Origin of the sequence: Meridianimarinicoccus zhengii (assembly GCF_003254465.1) — a bacterium.
GTDB lineage: Bacteria > Pseudomonadota > Alphaproteobacteria > Rhodobacterales > Rhodobacteraceae > Meridianimarinicoccus > Meridianimarinicoccus zhengii.
Map to the genome: position 1 here is coordinate 30,245 of NZ_QDFI01000021.1, position 13,114 is coordinate 43,358.

The 13,114-nt window shown below is 63.4% G+C and carries 20 protein-coding genes; all 20 read left to right on the forward strand.

Annotated elements, in window-relative coordinates; translation table 11 throughout:
- Window positions 1-80: 80 nt before the first annotated feature.
- The 20 genes from DDE13_RS08925 (at window position 81) to rplE (ending at window position 13,103) form a co-directional block, all read left to right on the forward strand.
- The gene (locus DDE13_RS08925) at window positions 81-977 is read left to right on the forward strand and encodes a DMT family transporter (protein ID WP_235868649.1); all 897 of its coding nucleotides are present in this window, start codon (window positions 81-83) and stop codon (window positions 975-977) included.
- Window positions 978-1,239: 262 nt separating this feature from the next.
- Complete coding sequence (rpsL, locus tag DDE13_RS08930) at window positions 1,240-1,611, forward strand: 30S ribosomal protein S12 (RefSeq protein ID WP_008331617.1); 372 nt, start codon at window positions 1,240-1,242, stop codon at window positions 1,609-1,611.
- A 12-nt stretch (window positions 1,612-1,623) separates the two neighbouring features.
- On the forward strand, window positions 1,624-2,094 hold the full coding sequence (gene rpsG / locus DDE13_RS08935) for a 30S ribosomal protein S7 (RefSeq protein WP_111403576.1): 471 nt from the start codon (window positions 1,624-1,626) through the stop codon (window positions 2,092-2,094).
- 21 nt (window positions 2,095-2,115) lie between these two features.
- Complete coding sequence (fusA, locus tag DDE13_RS08940; RefSeq protein WP_111403578.1) at window positions 2,116-4,239, forward strand: elongation factor G; 2,124 nt, start codon at window positions 2,116-2,118, stop codon at window positions 4,237-4,239.
- An 85-nt stretch (window positions 4,240-4,324) separates the two neighbouring features.
- On the forward strand, window positions 4,325-5,500 hold the full coding sequence (tuf, locus tag DDE13_RS08945; protein ID WP_111403554.1) for an elongation factor Tu: 1,176 nt from the start codon (window positions 4,325-4,327) through the stop codon (window positions 5,498-5,500).
- 83 nt (window positions 5,501-5,583) lie between these two features.
- Entirely contained in the window at window positions 5,584-5,892 is a 309-nt protein-coding gene (gene rpsJ / locus DDE13_RS08950; protein WP_111403580.1) for a 30S ribosomal protein S10, read from the forward strand.
- A 14-nt stretch (window positions 5,893-5,906) separates the two neighbouring features.
- Window positions 5,907-6,749, forward strand: a complete 843-nt coding sequence (rplC, locus tag DDE13_RS08955) for a 50S ribosomal protein L3 (RefSeq protein ID WP_111403582.1) — start codon at window positions 5,907-5,909, stop codon at window positions 6,747-6,749.
- The gene (gene rplD, locus DDE13_RS08960; protein ID WP_111403584.1) at window positions 6,746-7,366 is read left to right on the forward strand and encodes a 50S ribosomal protein L4; all 621 of its coding nucleotides are present in this window, start codon (window positions 6,746-6,748) and stop codon (window positions 7,364-7,366) included. Before rplC ends, rplD begins: the two co-directional genes overlap by 4 nt.
- Window positions 7,363-7,659, forward strand: a complete 297-nt coding sequence (locus DDE13_RS08965) for a 50S ribosomal protein L23 (RefSeq protein ID WP_111403586.1) — start codon at window positions 7,363-7,365, stop codon at window positions 7,657-7,659. Before rplD ends, DDE13_RS08965 begins: the two co-directional genes overlap by 4 nt.
- A 96-nt stretch (window positions 7,660-7,755) precedes the next feature.
- A complete protein-coding gene (gene rplB / locus DDE13_RS08970) occupies window positions 7,756-8,598 on the forward strand; it encodes a 50S ribosomal protein L2 (protein WP_111403588.1) in 843 nt (280 codons plus the stop codon).
- A 3-nt stretch (window positions 8,599-8,601) separates the two neighbouring features.
- On the forward strand, window positions 8,602-8,880 hold the full coding sequence (gene rpsS, locus DDE13_RS08975; RefSeq protein ID WP_111403590.1) for a 30S ribosomal protein S19: 279 nt from the start codon (window positions 8,602-8,604) through the stop codon (window positions 8,878-8,880).
- Between the two features lie 3 nt (window positions 8,881-8,883).
- Window positions 8,884-9,264, forward strand: a complete 381-nt coding sequence (gene rplV / locus DDE13_RS08980; RefSeq protein WP_111403592.1) for a 50S ribosomal protein L22 — start codon at window positions 8,884-8,886, stop codon at window positions 9,262-9,264.
- Window positions 9,264-9,989: a 30S ribosomal protein S3 gene (gene rpsC / locus DDE13_RS08985; protein ID WP_111403594.1), complete on the forward strand. Its 726-nt coding sequence runs from the start codon at window positions 9,264-9,266 to the stop codon at window positions 9,987-9,989. The genes rplV and rpsC overlap by 1 nt, the downstream gene beginning before the upstream one ends.
- A 12-nt stretch (window positions 9,990-10,001) precedes the next feature.
- Window positions 10,002-10,415 carry a 50S ribosomal protein L16 gene (rplP, locus tag DDE13_RS08990; protein ID WP_111403596.1) on the forward strand — a complete coding sequence of 138 codons (414 nt, stop codon included), beginning with the start codon at window positions 10,002-10,004 and terminating at the stop codon, window positions 10,413-10,415.
- Window positions 10,416-10,555: 140 nt separating this feature from the next.
- Window positions 10,556-11,176, forward strand: coding sequence for a TIGR02466 family protein (locus tag DDE13_RS08995; protein ID WP_111403598.1), 621 nt, complete (start codon window positions 10,556-10,558; stop codon window positions 11,174-11,176).
- Window positions 11,177-11,339: 163 nt separating this feature from the next.
- The gene (rpmC, locus tag DDE13_RS09000) at window positions 11,340-11,558 is read left to right on the forward strand and encodes a 50S ribosomal protein L29 (protein WP_111403600.1); all 219 of its coding nucleotides are present in this window, start codon (window positions 11,340-11,342) and stop codon (window positions 11,556-11,558) included.
- A gap of 3 nt (window positions 11,559-11,561) precedes the next feature.
- Window positions 11,562-11,792, forward strand: a complete 231-nt coding sequence (gene rpsQ, locus DDE13_RS09005) for a 30S ribosomal protein S17 (RefSeq protein ID WP_111403602.1) — start codon at window positions 11,562-11,564, stop codon at window positions 11,790-11,792.
- A gap of 77 nt (window positions 11,793-11,869) precedes the next feature.
- A complete protein-coding gene (rplN, locus tag DDE13_RS09010) occupies window positions 11,870-12,238 on the forward strand; it encodes a 50S ribosomal protein L14 (RefSeq protein WP_111403604.1) in 369 nt (122 codons plus the stop codon).
- The gene (gene rplX, locus DDE13_RS09015; RefSeq protein ID WP_111403606.1) at window positions 12,238-12,543 is read left to right on the forward strand and encodes a 50S ribosomal protein L24; all 306 of its coding nucleotides are present in this window, start codon (window positions 12,238-12,240) and stop codon (window positions 12,541-12,543) included. The genes rplN and rplX overlap by 1 nt, the downstream gene beginning before the upstream one ends.
- Window positions 12,543-13,103, forward strand: a complete 561-nt coding sequence (gene rplE, locus DDE13_RS09020; RefSeq protein ID WP_111403608.1) for a 50S ribosomal protein L5 — start codon at window positions 12,543-12,545, stop codon at window positions 13,101-13,103. The genes rplX and rplE overlap by 1 nt, the downstream gene beginning before the upstream one ends.
- The last annotated feature ends 11 nt before the right edge of the window (window positions 13,104-13,114 follow it).

The window sequence follows — 13,114 nt, forward strand, 5'->3', positions numbered from 1 at the left end:
TGACGTGACTGCGTGGCTCATGTGCAGCGACCAATGCCATCGGCGGTCGTTCAAGGACCTGTGCAGCCGGTGAAGAGACGTTGACCAGTTCCACCGCCAACGCGCGCGCTGCCCTGCTGATGACCCTGTCCATGGGCTGTTACGCGCTCAACGACACGTGCATGAAGGCGCTGGGGACGGACCTTCCGCTGGGACAGCTACTGTTCCTGCGCGGGGTTCTCACGTCGATCCTTGTGGGCGGCTGGGTTGCATGGCACGGGCAGTGGCGTGTCCGGCTTATCTCTGCGGACTGGCGGCGGGTTGCGCTGCGTACCGCGGGCGAGGTCGGCGCGGCGTTCTTCTTCATTTCGGCGCTGTTCCACATGCCTCTGGCCAATGCGACAGCCATTCTCCAGGCATTGCCGCTGACCGTGGCACTGGCGGCCGCGGTTTTCCTTGGGGAACCGCTGGGATGGCGCAGGGTCAGTGCCATTCTCGTCGGGTTCGTGGGCGTTCTTCTGATCGTGCGTCCGGGGCCGGAAGGGTTCAACGCCTATACCCTGTTCGCCTTGGCTGCGGTCGCCATGATAACGCTGCGGGACCTGGCGACCCGGCGGATTGCGGGCAGCGTGCCGACGATGGTGGTCGTGCTGTTTTCGTCGCTTGGCGTGATGTTGCTGGGATCGGCGCTTGGGCCTTTCGAGACATGGCTTGCGCTGCGTCCCGTGCATGTCGGGCTTCTGGTGCTGTCGGCGCTGTTCATCCTGCTGGCATATGTGCTGACTGTGCAGGTCATGCGCATGGGCGATGCCGGCGCCACGGCACCTTTTCGCTATACCGGGCTTTTGTGGGCGCTGGTTCTCGGCTATCTGGCCTTCGGGGATTGGCCGACGGCGATCACGCTTCTGGGGGCCTGTATCGTCGTCGCCACGGGCGCGTTCACATATTATCGGGAACGGGTGCTGGCGCGCGCCGTAGCGCGGGGGTATCGCTGTTGACAACCCCTGCGACTCTGCCTATACGCCGCCCAATCGACCGGGCTCTGCCCGTTTGACCCTATACCAGTCGTGGTCATGATCCGGGCGTAATGGCTCCGATCCTCTGGAAACCCACCGCGTCGTCACCTGAGCAAGGGGGACGAATGCGGTGCCTGTGTTTGTCCGCATCCCATGCGGCAGAGGCCACGTGAAGATCCATCCGCGCGTCCCCGGGGCGTGTGACCAGACGATGAACGATGAGCAACGCGGGGATTAAACCGGAATGCCAACGATCCAGCAGCTGATCCGCAAACCGCGGCAGCCCAAAGTGAAACGCTCCAAGTCGCAGCACCTGGAGTCCTGCCCTCAGAAGCGCGGCGTCTGCACCCGCGTCTATACGACCACGCCGAAGAAGCCGAACTCGGCCATGCGGAAGGTCGCGAAGGTGCGGCTCACCAACGGCTACGAGGTGATCAGCTACATTCCCGGTGAAAGCCACAATCTGCAGGAGCACTCGGTCGTGCTCATCCGCGGGGGCCGGGTGAAGGACCTTCCCGGTGTGCGCTATCACATCCTGCGCGGCGTGCTCGATACGCAAGGCGTCAAGGACCGCAAGCAGCGCCGGTCGAAATACGGCGCCAAGCGCCCGAAATAAGAGGATTCCGAGATGTCCCGTCGTCACGCTGCCGAAAAGCGCGAAGTCCTGCCCGATGCCAAGTATGGTGATCGTGTCCTGACGAAATTCATGAACAACCTGATGGTCGACGGCAAGAAATCGACCGCCGAGCGCATCGTCTACAACGCGTTCGACCGGGTCGAGGCGCGGCTGAAGAAAGCCCCCGTGGAAGTGTTCCACGAGGCGCTGGACAACATCAAGCCCGCGGTCGAGGTCCGGTCCCGCCGGGTCGGCGGCGCGACCTACCAGGTGCCCGTCGAAGTGCGCCCCGAGCGCCGCGAGGCGCTGGCGATCCGCTGGCTCATCATTGCCAGCCGCAAGCGCAACGAGAACACGATGGAAGAGCGACTGGCCGGTGAACTGATGGACGCCGTGCAGGGCCGCGGGACCGCCGTGAAGAAGCGCGAAGACACCCACAAGATGGCCGATGCCAACAAGGCATTCAGCCACTACCGCTGGTAAGCAGAGCAAGAGGATACCCTCATGGCACGCGACTATCCCCTGACGCGCTACCGGAACTTCGGGATCATGGCCCATATCGACGCGGGCAAGACCACGACGACCGAGCGCATCCTGTATTACACCGGCAAGTCCCACAAGATCGGCGAAGTCCATGACGGCGCCGCCACGATGGACTGGATGGAACAGGAGCAGGAGCGGGGCATCACGATCACCTCCGCCGCCACGACCACGTTCTGGCAGCGCCAGGAAGACCCGACTGCCGAAGGCACGTCGGACACGAAATTCCGCTTCAACATCATCGACACGCCCGGCCACGTGGATTTCACGATCGAGGTGGAGCGTTCGCTTGCCGTTCTCGACGGTGCGATCTGCCTGCTCGACGCCAATGCCGGTGTCGAACCGCAGACCGAAACCGTGTGGCGTCAGGCCGACCGCTACAAGGTGCCGCGCATCGTGTTCGTCAACAAGATGGACAAGATCGGCGCCGACTTCTTCAACTGCGTGAAGATGATCAAGGACCGCACCGGTGCCATCCCCGCGCCCATCGCGCTGCCGATCGGGGCCGAGGACAAGCTCGAAGGCATCATCGACCTGATCAAGATGGAAGAATGGGTCTGGGAAGGCGAGGATCTGGGTGCGTCCTGGTTCCGTCGTCCGATCCGTGAGGAGCTTCAGGATATCGCAGACGAATGGCGCGCGAACCTCATCGAAGTTGCGGTCGAGGTCGATGACGACGCGATGGAGCAGTATCTCGAAGGCGTCGAGCCCGACGAAGACACGCTGCGCAAGCTGATCCGCAAGGGCTGCCTGACGCTGGCCTTCGTGCCCGTGACCGCCGGTTCGGCGTTCAAGAACAAGGGTGTTCAGCCCCTGCTCAACGCCGTGATCGATTTTCTGCCCGGTCCGCTGGACGTGCCGCCCTACATGGGCTTTTCGCCGGACGACGAAACGGAAACCCGCAACATCGAACGCCGCGCTGGTGATGAAGAGCCGTTCGCGGGTCTTGCGTTCAAGATCATGAACGACCCGTTCGTGGGGTCGCTGACCTTCACGCGGATCTATTCGGGCATCCTGTCCAAGGGCGATTCGGTTCTGAACTCGACCAAGGGCAAGCGGGAACGCATCGGCCGGATGATGATGATGCACTCGAATTCCCGCGAGGAAATCGATTGGGCCGGGTCCGGCGACATCATCGCCCTGGCGGGTCTGAAGGAAACCACCACGGGCGACACGCTGTGCGACCCGAACAAGCAAGTGGTTCTGGAAACGATGACCTTCCCCGATCCGGTGATCGAGATCGCGGTCGAACCCAAGACCAAGGCGGACCAGGAAAAGATGTCCATGGGCCTCCAGCGTCTTGCGGCGGAAGATCCGTCCTTCCGCGTCGAGACCGATCTGGAATCGGGCCAGACGATCATGAAAGGGATGGGCGAACTCCATCTCGACATCCTGGTCGACCGTCTGAAGCGCGAGTTCAAGGTCGAGGCGAATATCGGTGCGCCGCAGGTGGCGTATCGTGAAACCATCGGCCACGAGATCGAGCACACCTACACCCACAAGAAACAGTCGGGTGGGTCGGGCCAATTCGCCGAGGTGAAGCTGATCATCGCACCGACAGAGCCGGGCGAAGGCTATTCGTTCGAGAGCCGCATCGTCGGTGGTGCCGTGCCGAAGGAATACATCCCCGGTGTCGAAAAGGGCATCAAGTCGGTGATGGACAGCGGGCCGCTTGCCGGGTTCCCGGTGATCGACTTCAAGGTGGCGCTGATCGACGGCAAGTTCCACGACGTGGACTCCAGCGTGCTGGCGTTCGAGATCGCGGCGCGGATGTGCATGCGCGAAGGTCTGAAGCGGGCGGGCGCCAAGCTGCTCGAACCGATCATGAAGGTCGAGGTCGTGACGCCGGAGGAATATACCGGCGGCGTGATCGGCGACCTGACCTCGCGGCGTGGCATGGTGCAGGGGCAGGACAGCCGCGGCAACGCGATCGTCATCAACGCCTTCGTGCCGCTGGCGAACATGTTCGGCTACATCAACACGCTGCGCTCGATGTCGTCCGGGCGCGCACAGTTCACGATGCTCTTCGATCATTACGAGCCCGTGCCGCAGAACATCAGCGAAGAAATCCAGAAGAAATACGCTTGACGGGATGGCGGGGTGAACCCCGCCCTACCCACCACCCGTAGGGCGGGGTCGTCCCCGCCGCCCCAAACGCGAACAGGAGGCCGCAATGGCAAAGGCAAAATTCGAACGGAACAAGCCGCACGTTAACATCGGCACGATCGGCCATGTTGACCACGGCAAGACGACGCTGACGGCTGCGATCACGAAGTATTTCGGCGATTTCCGCGCCTATGACCAGATCGACGGCGCGCCGGAGGAGAAGGCGCGGGGGATCACGATCTCGACCGCGCATGTGGAGTACGAGACCGAGGCGCGCCACTATGCGCATGTGGACTGCCCCGGCCACGCCGACTACGTGAAGAACATGATCACGGGTGCGGCGCAGATGGACGGCGCGATCCTGGTGGTGAACGCCGCGGACGGCCCGATGCCGCAGACGCGCGAGCACATCCTGCTGGGCCGCCAGGTCGGCATCCCGGCGATGGTCGTCTACATGAACAAGGTCGACCAGGTGGATGACGAGGAGCTTCTGGAGCTCGTCGAGATGGAGATCCGCGAGCTTCTGTCGAGCTACGAGTATCCCGGCGACGACATTCCGGTGATCCCCGGCTCGGCGCTGGCGGCGATGGAAGGGCGCGACCCTGAGATTGGCGAGGAATCGATCCGCAAGCTGATGGCGGCGGTGGACGAGTACATCCCGACGCCCGAACGCGCGGTGGACCAGCCGTTCCTGATGCCGATCGAGGACGTGTTCTCGATTTCCGGCCGCGGCACGGTGGTGACGGGGCGCGTTGAGCGCGGCGTGATCAACGTGGGCGACGAGATCGAGATCGTGGGCATCCGCGACACGAAGAAGACGACCTGCACGGGCGTCGAGATGTTCCGCAAGCTGCTGGACCGCGGCGAGGCGGGCGACAACGTGGGCATCCTGCTGCGCGGGATCGAGCGTGAAGGCGTGGAGCGCGGGCAGGTCCTGTGCAAGCCGAAGTCGGTGAACCCGCACACGAAGTTCGAGGCCGAAGCCTACATCCTGACGAAGGAAGAGGGCGGGCGCCACACGCCGTTCTTCGCCAACTACCGCCCGCAGTTCTACTTCCGCACGACGGACGTGACCGGGACGGTGACGCTGGCCGAAGGCACGGAGATGGTGATGCCGGGCGACAACGTGAGCTTCACGGTGGAACTGATCGCGCCGATCGCCATGGAGGAAAAGCTCCGCTTCGCCATCCGCGAAGGCGGCCGCACCGTCGGCGCCGGCGTGGTGTCGAAAATCCTCGACTGATACTGACCTTCGGAAATGCAAGTGGGGCGCCCGATGAGGGGCGCTCCACCTCTCTTTTCCAAGCCGCGAAAGGCGACACGACAATGCAAAGCCAAAACATTCGCATCCGGCTGAAGGCGTTTGACTATCGGGTTCTGGATGCCAGCACCCAGGAGATCGTCAACACGGCCAAGCGCACGGGCGCCCAGGTGCGCGGGCCCATCCCGCTGCCGAACAAGATCGAGAAGTTCACCGTCCTGCGCAGCCCGCACGTGAACAAGAAATCGCGCGACCAGTTCGAGATCCGCACGCACAAGCGGCTCCTCGATATCGTCGACCCGACACCGCAGACCGTGGACGCGCTGATGAAGCTCGACCTCGCGGCCGGTGTTGACGTCGAGATCAAGGTTTGAGGGGGGCAGTCGAGATGTTGCGCTCTGGAGTGATCGCGAAGAAGGTGGGGATGACCCGCCTGTTCATGGAAGACGGCAAGCAGGTTCCGGTGACGGTTCTGCAACTCGACGGGTTGCAGGTCGTGGGCACGCGCACAGCCGACCGCGACGGCTACACGGCCGTTCAGCTGGGTGCGGGCGAAGCCAAGGCGAAGCGCGTCAGCAAGCCGATGCGCGGCCATTTCGCCGTGGCGAAGGTTGCGCCCAAGCGCAAGCTGGTCGAATTTCGCGTGGCGCCCGAAAACCTGATCAACGTCGGTGAGGAAATCACCGCGGATCATTACTTCGCGGGCCAGTTCGTGGACGTGTCCGGCACGTCCATCGGCAAGGGCTTTGCCGGTGCGATGAAGCGGCACAACTTCGGGGGTCTGCGGGCCAGCCACGGTGTGTCGATCAGCCACCGCGCGCATGGTTCCACCGGCCAATGCCAGGACCCCGGCAAGGTGTTCAAGGGCAAGAAGATGGCCGGTCACATGGGTGCCGCACGCGTGACCACGCAGAACCTGCAGGTCGTGCGCACGGATGCCGATCGCGGGCTGATCATGGTCAAGGGCGCGGTCCCCGGGTCGAAAGGTGGCTGGGTCACGATCAAGGACGCGGTGAAGAAGCCCTTCCCCGAGAACGCGATCCTGCCCGCCGCGCTGAAGTCCGCTGCGGACGAGGCACGCCGCCTGGCCGAGGAAGCTGCTGCACAGGCCGCCGCTGAAGAGGAAGCCGCCGCAAAGGCCGCCGCCGAAGAAGCCGCCGCCGCCGAAGAAGCCGCGCTGAAGGAAGCCGAGGCCGACATCGCCGCCGACAAGAAGGACGACGAGGCATGAAACTCGATGTGATCAAACTGGACGGCGAAGCCGCCGGCACGGTCGATCTGGGCGACGAGATCTTCGGCCTGGAACCGCGTGCGGACATCCTCCACCGCGTGGTGCGCTGGCAGCGCAACAAGGCGATGGCCGGGACGCACAAGGTCAAGACCCGCTCGGAAACCAGCTACTCGACCAAGAAGATCTACCGCCAGAAGGGCACCGGCGGCGCACGCCACGGCGACCGGAATGCGCCGATCTTCCGCAAGGGTGGTATCTACAAGGGTCCGACCCCGCGCAGCCATGCCCACGACCTGACGAAGAAGTTCCGCAAGCTGGGCCTGAAGCACGCGCTGAGTGCCAAGGCACAGGCCGGCAATCTCGTGGTGCTGGAAGACGCGGCCCTTGCCGACGGCAAGACCAAGTCGCTGGCACAGGCGGTCAAGAAGCTGGGCTGGAAGCGCGTTCTCGTGATCGACGGCGCCGAGGTGAACGCGAATTTCGCGCAGGCCGCGGCCAATATCGACGGACTCGACGTGCTGCCGTCCATCGGGGCCAATGTTTATGACATCCTGCGCCGTGACACGCTCGTGATCACGAAGGCCGGTGTCGAAGCGCTGGAGGCGCGCCTGAAATGACCACCAAAGCCGAACTCTACGATGTGATCCGCAAGCCGGTCATCACTGAAAAGGCCACCATGGCGTCGGAAAACAACGCCGTGGTCTTCGAAGTGGCGATCGATGCGAACAAGCCGCAGATCAAGGAAGCGGTCGAGGCGTTGTTCAACGTCAAGGTGAAGGCCGTGAACACGACCGTCACCAAGGGCAAGGTCAAGCGGTTCCGCGGGATGCTGGGCAAGCGCCGCGACGTGAAGAAGGCCTATGTCACGCTCGAAGAGGGCAACACGATTGACGTGACCACCGGGCTCTGATAGCCCGCGCAAACCCATGGCCCCGGATGCGTCCGGGGCCTTGATTTTTCGCAAGATCGCCCGTTCGCGGGCATTCAACAACGGAAGACAGAAAGCATGGCACTCAAGTCGTACAAACCGACGACGCCTGGCCAGCGCGGGCTGGTTCTGATCGACCGTTCGGAGCTTTGGAAAGGGCGTCCGGTCAAATCCCTCACTGAGGGTTTGACCAAGTCGGGCGGCCGGAACAATACCGGACGGATCACGTCGCGCCGCCGCGGTGGCGGGGCGAAGCGTCTGTACCGCATCGTGGATTTCCGCCGCACCAAGCACGACATGCAGGCCGTGGTCGCGCGGGTCGAATACGATCCCAACCGAACCGCCTTCATCGCGTTGATCCAGTACGAGGATGGCGAGCAGGCCTATATCCTGGCACCGCAGCGTCTTGGCGTCGGTGACAAGATCTTGTCGGGCGCCAAGGTGGACATCAAGCCCGGCAACGCGATGCCGTTCTCGGGGATGCCCATCGGGACGATCGTGCACAACATCGAGCTGAAGCCCGGCAAGGGCGGCCAGATTGCGCGCGCCGCGGGCACATATGCCCAGTTTGTCGGTCGCGATGGCGGCTACGCGCAGATCCGCCTTTCCTCGGGCGAACTGCGGCTGGTGCGCCAGGAATGCATGGCGACCGTCGGTGCCGTGTCGAACCCCGACAACAGCAACCAGAATTTCGGCAAGGCCGGGCGCACGCGCCACCAGGGGCGCCGCCCGTCGGTGCGCGGTGTCGTCATGAACCCGATTGATCACCCCCATGGCGGCGGCGAAGGCCGGACCTCGGGCGGTCGTCACCCGGTCACTCCCTGGGGCAAGCCGACCAAGGGTGCACGCACCCGCGACACGAACAAGGCGTCGCAGAAGCTCATCATCCGCTCGCGTCACGCCAAGAAGAAGGGCCGCTAAACCATGGGACGTTCCGTCTGGAAGGGGCCTTTCGTCGACAGCTACGTGCTGAAGAAGGCCGAGAAATCCCGCGAGTCGGGCAAGAACGAAGTCATCAAGATCTGGTCCCGGCGATCCACCATCCTGCCGCAATTCGTCGGCCTGACCTTCGGTGTCTACAACGGCAAGAAGCATGTTCCGGTCAACGTATCGGAAGACATGATCGGCCAGAAGTTCGGTGAATATTCTCCGACCCGGACCTATTACGGTCACGCGGCGGACAAGAAAGCGAAGCGGAAGTAAGTCATGGGCAAGGACAAGAACCCCCGCCGCGTGGCTGACAACGAAGCGATGTCGAAACTCCGCATGCTTCGCACCAGCCCGCAGAAACTAAATCTCGTGGCGGCGATGATCCGCGGCAAGAAGGTCGACAAGGCGCTGGCCGATCTGACCTTCTCGAACAAGCGCATCTCGCAGGACGTGAAGAAGTGCCTGCAATCGGCGATCGCCAATGCCGAGAACAACCACAATCTCGACGTGGATGAACTGGTCGTGGCCGAGGCGTATGTCGGCAAGAACCTGACGCTGAAGCGCGGGCGCCCCCGTGCGCGTGGTCGGTTCGGCAAGATCATCAAGCCGTTCTCGGAACTCACCATCAAGGTCCGTCAGATCGAGGAGCAAGCCTAATGGGTAACAAGGTCAATCCCGTCGGCATGCGGCTTCAGGTCAACCGGACCTGGGACAGCCGCTGGTATGCCGACACGAAGGATTACGGGAATCTTCTGCTCGAAGACCTGAAGATCCGCGACTTCATCCATGAAGAGTGCAAGCAGGCCGGTGTCAGCCATGTCATCATCGAACGCCCGCACCGCAAGTGCCGCGTGACCGTGCACACGGCCCGTCCCGGTGTCATCATCGGCAAGAAGGGCGCGGACATCGAGGTGCTGCGCAAGAAGCTCGCCGCGATGACGAAGAGCGAAGTGCACCTGAACATCGTCGAGGTGCGCAAGCCCGAGCTTGATGCCCGGCTTGTGGCCGAGAACGTGGCCCAGCAGCTCGAACGCAGGGTCAGCTTCCGCCGTGCGATGAAGCGCGCGGTGCAAAGCTCCATGCGGATGGGTGCACTCGGTATCCGGCTCAACGTGGCCGGGCGTCTGGGCGGTGCGGAAATCGCGCGGACCGAATGGTACCGCGAAGGCCGCGTGCCGCTGCACACGCTGCGTGCCGATATCGATTACGGTTTCGTCGAAGCCACCACGCCCTACGGGATCATCGGGATCAAGGTGTGGATCTTCAAGGGCGAGATCATGGAGCACGACCCGCAGGCCCGTGACCGGAAGGCGCAAGAGCTTCAGGACGGTCCCGCCCCCCGTGGTGCCGGTGGCGGTGGTCGCCGCGACCGCGACCGCTAAGGAGAGACGGACATGCTGCAACCAAAACGCACGAAGTTCCGCAAGGCGTTCAAGGGCCGGATTCACGGCGAAGCCAAGGGCGGATCGGACCTCGCATTCGGCACCTATGGCCTGAAGGCGATCCAGCCGGAGCGTATCACTGCGCGCCAGATCGAAGCTGCCCGCCGCGCCATGACGCGTCACATGAAGCGTCAGGGCCGGGTCTGGATCCGGATCTTCCCGGACCTGCCGGTGACCTCCAAGCCCACCGAGGTGCGGATGGGTAAAGGTAAGGGCTCGGTCGATTTCTGGGCTTGCAAGGTCAAGCCCGGTCGGATCATGTTCGAGCTCGACGGCGTGACCGAAGCCACCGCGCGCGAGGCTCTGCGCCTTGCCGCGATGAAGCTGCCGATCAAGACCCGTCTGGTCGTCCGCGAGGACTGGTAACGTCGCCGCTGCCTGCCTTGGCATATCGACATATCCACCCCCGGCGCAGCGATGCGGCGGGGGTTTTTCGTGGGGCCGGTTTCCCCCGCGCCGCGAAGGGCTTATCACCCGCCGCGTGACCCTTGGTTGAAAGGCATCCCATGACCCGCATCCTTTCGCTGTTCGCCACGCGGCTCTACCAGGCCCCGCTTGCGGACCATGCCCCGGCCATCGACGCGGCCGAACTGGAGGCATCCTGCCTGTCGATCGCTGACGACGATGAGGCCGGGCAGGAATGGTGCGAGGCGAACGATTATCCCGGCTACACGTCCTACGCGTCGCTGACCGATTTGCCATGGCGGTTCCCGATCTTCGGGGACCTTGTGAGGGCGCTTGACGCGCACGTGATGGCGTTCGCCGGGGATCTTGCCTTCGACCTTGGGGACAAGTCGCTGAAGCTGGAGGACATCTGGATCAACATCCTGCCTCAGGGTGGCACGCATGGGAGCCACATCCATCCGCACAGCGTCATTTCGGGCACGACCTATGTGGCGATGCCGGAAGGCACATCTGCGCTAAAGCTGGAAGACCCGCGCCTGCCCATGATGATGGCCGCCCCGCCGCGCCACCGCGACGCGCCCGAGGACCTGCGCAGCTTCGTCTATGTCCGTCCCGCGGTCGGCGACGTGCTGCTGTGGGAAAGCTGGCTGCGCCACGAGGTGCCCATGAACATGGCCGAGGACGAGCGCATAAGCGTCAGCTTCAACTACGCGTGGGCATGACGGCGCGAAAAAGCGTGGCAGTGCTGCACGGAGCGCCATAAGGGGTTGCCATGGCGGGGCGGGCGCAGTATGCGGGCCGCTCATCACGATCTCCACCGGAATCAGGGTGACCCGGCGTGCGCGCACAAGGGGCCTACCGGTGACGTTGAAGAAGGAAAAGGCGATGAACGCCGCTGAACTGCGAGACAAGACGCCGGACCAGCTCCGGGACGAACTGATCCGCCTCAAGAAGGAGGCGTTCAACCTGCGCTTCCAGCAGGCCACCGGTCAGATGGAAAACACCGCGCGCATCCGCGTGATCCGCCGCGATGTGGCGCGGGTCAAGACCGTGCTGACCGAAAAGGCCGCGACCGCTGCCGCAACCCCTGCGCAGGGAGCATAAGAGATGCCCAAACGTATCCTGTCTGGCACCGTGACCTCGGCCAAGAACGACCAGACCGTGACCGTGCTGGTGGAGCGTCGCTTCACGCATCCGGTCATGAAGAAGACCATCAAGAAGACCAAGAAGTATCGGGCCCATGACGAAGCCAACAGCTTCAAGGAAGGCGATACCGTGCGCATCATCGAATGTGCCCCGAAGTCCAAGACAAAACGCTGGGAGGTGCTGACCGCGTAAGCGATCACACCAACCGGTTTCATCGAAACCCTGGGATCAATGCCTGAAAAGCGGTCCCAAAGGTCGGGAGACACCCCATGATCCAGATGCAGACCAATCTGGATGTCGCTGACAATTCCGGCGCTCGCCGGGTGCAGTGCATCAAGGTTCTGGGCGGGTCCAAGCGGCGCTATGCTTCGGTGGGCGACATCATCGTCGTCTCCGTGAAGGAAGCGATCCCGCGTGGCCGCGTCAAGAAGGGCGACGTGCGCAAGGCCGTCGTCGTGCGGACATCCAAGGAAGTGCGCCGCGAAGACGGCACCTCCATCCGGTTCGACCGCAATGCCGCCGTGATCCTGAACAACTCGGGCGAGCCGATCGGCACCCGTATCTTCGGGCCAGTGGTGCGCGAACTGCGCGCCAAGAACTTCATGAAGATCATTTCGCTTGCGCCGGAGGTGCTGTGATGGCCGCGAAACTCCGCAAGGGTGACAAGGTCCGCGTGCTCGCGGGCAAGGACAAGGGCCGCGACGGCGAGATCGTGTCGGTCGATCCGAAGGCCAACAAGGCCGTGGTCGAGGGCGTGAACATCGCCATCCGCCACACCAAGCAATCCCAGAACAGCCAGGGCGGCCGCATTCCCAAGCCGATGCCGATCGACCTGAGCAACCTCGCGCTGCTGGATGCCAACGGCAAGCCGACCCGCGTCGGTTTCCGGATCGAGGACGGCAAGAAGGTGCGCGTCGCCAAGACCACCGGGGAGACCGTGTGATGCTGGATACCGCCAATTACACACCGCGTCTGCGCGCGCTTTTCGACGCCGAGATCAAGGCGAAGATGCGCGAGGAATTCGGCTACAAGAACGCCATGCAGATCCCCCGGCTCGAGAAGATCGTGCTGAACATGGGCGTCGGCAAGGCCGTGCAGGACACCAAGAAGGTCAAGTTCGCGCAGGAAGAACTGACCCGCATCGCCGGGCAGCACGCCGTCGTGACCAAGGCCAAGAAATCGGTTGCCGGTTTCCGGGTGCGCGAAGACATGCCGCTGGGCTGCAAGGTCACGCTGCGCGCGGCGCGGATGTATGAATTTCTCGACCGTCTGGTGACAGTCGCGCTGCCGCGCGTCCGCGACTTTCGCGGGCTGAACGGCAAATCCTTCGACGGCCGCGGCAACTACGCCATGGGCCTGAAGGAGCACATCGTCTTCCCCGAGATCGAATACGACAAGGTGGACGAAGTGCGCGGACTCGACATCATCATCTGCACCACCGCGGCGACGGACGCGGAAGCCAAGGCGCTGTTGAAGCATTTCAACATGCCGTTCAACAGCTGAGCCGCGGGAGA

Coding starts and splice junctions, on each gene's coding strand:
- rpsL (WP_008331617.1), top strand. CDS start 1,240: ATGCCAACGATCCAGCAGCTGATCCGCAAACCGCGGCAGCCCAAAGTG.
- rpsG (WP_111403576.1), top strand. CDS start 1,624: ATGTCCCGTCGTCACGCTGCCGAAAAGCGCGAAGTCCTGCCCGATGCC.
- fusA (WP_111403578.1), top strand. CDS start 2,116: ATGGCACGCGACTATCCCCTGACGCGCTACCGGAACTTCGGGATCATG.
- tuf (WP_111403554.1), top strand. CDS start 4,325: ATGGCAAAGGCAAAATTCGAACGGAACAAGCCGCACGTTAACATCGGC.
- rpsJ (WP_111403580.1), top strand. CDS start 5,584: ATGCAAAGCCAAAACATTCGCATCCGGCTGAAGGCGTTTGACTATCGG.
- rplC (WP_111403582.1), top strand. CDS start 5,907: ATGTTGCGCTCTGGAGTGATCGCGAAGAAGGTGGGGATGACCCGCCTG.
- rplD (WP_111403584.1), top strand. CDS start 6,746: ATGAAACTCGATGTGATCAAACTGGACGGCGAAGCCGCCGGCACGGTC.
- DDE13_RS08965 (WP_111403586.1), top strand. CDS start 7,363: ATGACCACCAAAGCCGAACTCTACGATGTGATCCGCAAGCCGGTCATC.
- rplB (WP_111403588.1), top strand. CDS start 7,756: ATGGCACTCAAGTCGTACAAACCGACGACGCCTGGCCAGCGCGGGCTG.
- rpsS (WP_111403590.1), top strand. CDS start 8,602: ATGGGACGTTCCGTCTGGAAGGGGCCTTTCGTCGACAGCTACGTGCTG.
- rplV (WP_111403592.1), top strand. CDS start 8,884: ATGGGCAAGGACAAGAACCCCCGCCGCGTGGCTGACAACGAAGCGATG.
- rpsC (WP_111403594.1), top strand. CDS start 9,264: ATGGGTAACAAGGTCAATCCCGTCGGCATGCGGCTTCAGGTCAACCGG.
- rplP (WP_111403596.1), top strand. CDS start 10,002: ATGCTGCAACCAAAACGCACGAAGTTCCGCAAGGCGTTCAAGGGCCGG.
- DDE13_RS08995 (WP_111403598.1), top strand. CDS start 10,556: ATGACCCGCATCCTTTCGCTGTTCGCCACGCGGCTCTACCAGGCCCCG.
- rpmC (WP_111403600.1), top strand. CDS start 11,340: ATGAACGCCGCTGAACTGCGAGACAAGACGCCGGACCAGCTCCGGGAC.
- rpsQ (WP_111403602.1), top strand. CDS start 11,562: ATGCCCAAACGTATCCTGTCTGGCACCGTGACCTCGGCCAAGAACGAC.
- rplN (WP_111403604.1), top strand. CDS start 11,870: ATGATCCAGATGCAGACCAATCTGGATGTCGCTGACAATTCCGGCGCT.
- rplX (WP_111403606.1), top strand. CDS start 12,238: ATGGCCGCGAAACTCCGCAAGGGTGACAAGGTCCGCGTGCTCGCGGGC.
- rplE (WP_111403608.1), top strand. CDS start 12,543: ATGCTGGATACCGCCAATTACACACCGCGTCTGCGCGCGCTTTTCGAC.